The organism is Winogradskyella sp. (genome assembly GCF_003712105.1).
In the GTDB taxonomy this organism is placed as follows: domain Bacteria; phylum Bacteroidota; class Bacteroidia; order Flavobacteriales; family Flavobacteriaceae; genus Winogradskyella.
Genome location: NZ_RHLG01000010.1, coordinates 1 through 2,500, shown reverse-complemented (window position 1 = coordinate 2,500; position 2,500 = coordinate 1). Strand labels below are relative to the sequence as shown.

Sequence of the window (2,500 nt, the reverse complement as noted above, 5' to 3'; positions counted from 1 at the left end):
AGCGGTCGGAGCGGATTTATCCGTGACGGCGTGCCTTTTGCATAATGAGCCTACGAGTTACCGTTGCTAGCAAGGTTAAGCACTTCAGGTGCGAATCCGTAGCGAAAGCGAGTCTGAATAGGGCGCTATAGTTAGTAGTGGTAGACGCGAAACCGTGTGATCTACCCATGGGCAGGGTGAAGCTGTGGTAACACACAGTGGAGGCCCGAACCGGTTGACGTTGAAAAGTCTTCGGATGACCTGTGGGTAGGGGTGAAAGGCCAATCAAACTCGGAAATAGCTCGTACTCCCCGAAATGCATTTAGGTGCAGCGTATTATTAGTTTTATAGAGGTAGAGCTACTGATTGGATGCGGGGGCTTCACCGCCTACCAATTCCTGACAAACTCCGAATGCTATAAAATGATGTAATGCAGTGAGGGCATGGGTGCTAAGGTCCATGTCCGAGAGGGAAAGAACCCAGACCATCAGCTAAGGTCCCCAAATGTATGTTAAGTTGAATAAACGAGGTTGAACTGCTTAGACAGCTAGGATGTTGGCTTGGAAGCAGCCATTCATTTAAAGAGTGCGTAACAGCTCACTAGTCGAGCGGTTCGGCATGGATAATAATCGGGCATAAACATACTACCGAAGCTATGGACTTTATAAGTGGTAGGGGAGCATTGTAGTGTCGTCGAAGGTGTACTGCGAGGTATGCTGGAGAAGCTACAAAAGAAAATGTAGGCATAAGTAACGATAATGCGGGCGAGAAACCCGCACTCCGAAAGACTAAGGTTTCCTCAGCTATGCTAATCAGCTGAGGGTTAGTCGGGACCTAACGCGAACCCGAAAGGGGTAGTGGATGGACAACGGGTTAATATTCCCGTACCTGCTCAAGATAAAAGTGACGGAGGCGTATATTTGGTGCGTGCTGACGGAATAGCACGTTGAAGCGAGTAGTAATACCGCGATAGTACACTAAGGCTACGGCCGCGGTGATAATCCAGAGAAGCGACTTCCAAGAAAAGCGATTGAAGCAGCCCGTACCGTAAACCGACACAGGTAGTTGGGATGAGAATTCTAAGGAGCTCGAGAGATTCATGGCTAAGGAACTAGGCAAAATAGACGCGTAACTTCGGGAGAAGCGTCGCCCATCTCCGGATGGGCCGCAGTGAAAAGGTCCAGGCGACTGTTTATCAAAAACACAGGGCTCTGCTAAATCGAAAGATGATGTATAGGGCCTGACACCTGCCCGGTGCTGGAAGGTTAAGTGGAGGGTTTAGCTTCGGCGAAGATCTAAAATGAAGCCCCAGTAAACGGCGGCCGTAACTATAACGGTCCTAAGGTAGCGAAATTCCTTGTCGGGTAAGTTCCGACCTGCACGAATGGTGTAACGATCTGGACACTGTCTCAGCCATGAGCTCGGTGAAATTGTAGTATCGGTGAAGATGCCGATTACCCGCAGTGGGACGAAAAGACCCCGTGAACCTTTACTATAGCTTAGTATTGGCTTTGGATAAGTAATGTGTAGGATAGGTGGGAGACTTTGAAGTGGCGTCGCCAGGCGTTGTGGAGTCATTGTTGAAATACCACCCTTTGCTTATCTAGAGTCTAACTTCCGATGGAAGGACAGTGCTTGGTGGGTAGTTTGACTGGGGTGGTCGCCTCCAAAAGAGTAACGGAGGCTTCTAAAGGTTCCCTCAGCACGCTTGGTAACCGTGCGTAGAGTGCAATGGCATAAGGGAGCTTGACTGAGAGACATACAGGTCGATCAGGTACGAAAGTAGAGCATAGTGATCCGGTGGTTCCGTATGGAAGGGCCATCGCTCAAAGGATAAAAGGTACTCCGGGGATAACAGGCTGATCTCCCCCAAGAGCTCACATCGACGGGGGGGTTTGGCACCTCGATGTCGGCTCGTCACATCCTGGGGCTGGAGAAGGTCCCAAGGGTTGGGCTGTTCGCCCATTAAAGTGGCACGCGAGCTGGGTTCAGAACGTCGTGAGACAGTTCGGTCTCTATCTACTGTGGGCGTTAGAAATTTGAGTGAATCTGACTCTAGTACGAGAGGACCGAGTTGGACGAACCTCTAGTGTACCTGTTGTCACGCCAGTGGCATAGCAGGGTAGCTACGTTCGGAAGGGATAAGCGCTGAAAGCATATAAGCGCGAAACCCATCACAAGATGAGATTTCTTTAAAGGGTCGTGGGAGATGACCACGTTGATAGGCTACAGGTGTAAAGGCAGTAATGTCATAGCCGAGTAGTACTAATAACCCGTAGGCTTATTGTACAGCCTGTTTTTTTGAGTATGATAGTCATGTAGTTTTTTCAATATGTTAAAATATTAGTTCTTGATTCAAAATCAGTCAAGACAAAGATTTAAGGTGGTTATAGCGACGGGGCTCACCTCTTACCTTTCCGAACAGAGAAGTTAAGCCCGTTTGCGCCGATGGTACTGCTTACTGTGGAAGAGTAGGTCGCCGCCTTTTTTAAATCCTCAACATAATCGTTGAGGATTTTTT

Annotated in this window: 2 rRNA genes (1 of these 2 cut by a window edge); both read left to right on the top strand. The window is 48.8% G+C overall.

Going from position 1 to position 2,500, the window contains the following annotated elements:
• Positions 1 to 2,268: ribosomal RNA gene (locus tag ED556_RS14600) — 23S ribosomal RNA — on the top strand; it begins 551 nt to the left of the window's first position.
• Between the two features lie 90 nt (positions 2,269 to 2,358).
• Positions 2,359 to 2,467: ribosomal RNA gene (gene rrf, locus ED556_RS14595) — 5S ribosomal RNA — on the top strand.
• Positions 2,468 to 2,500 lie beyond the last annotated feature (33 nt).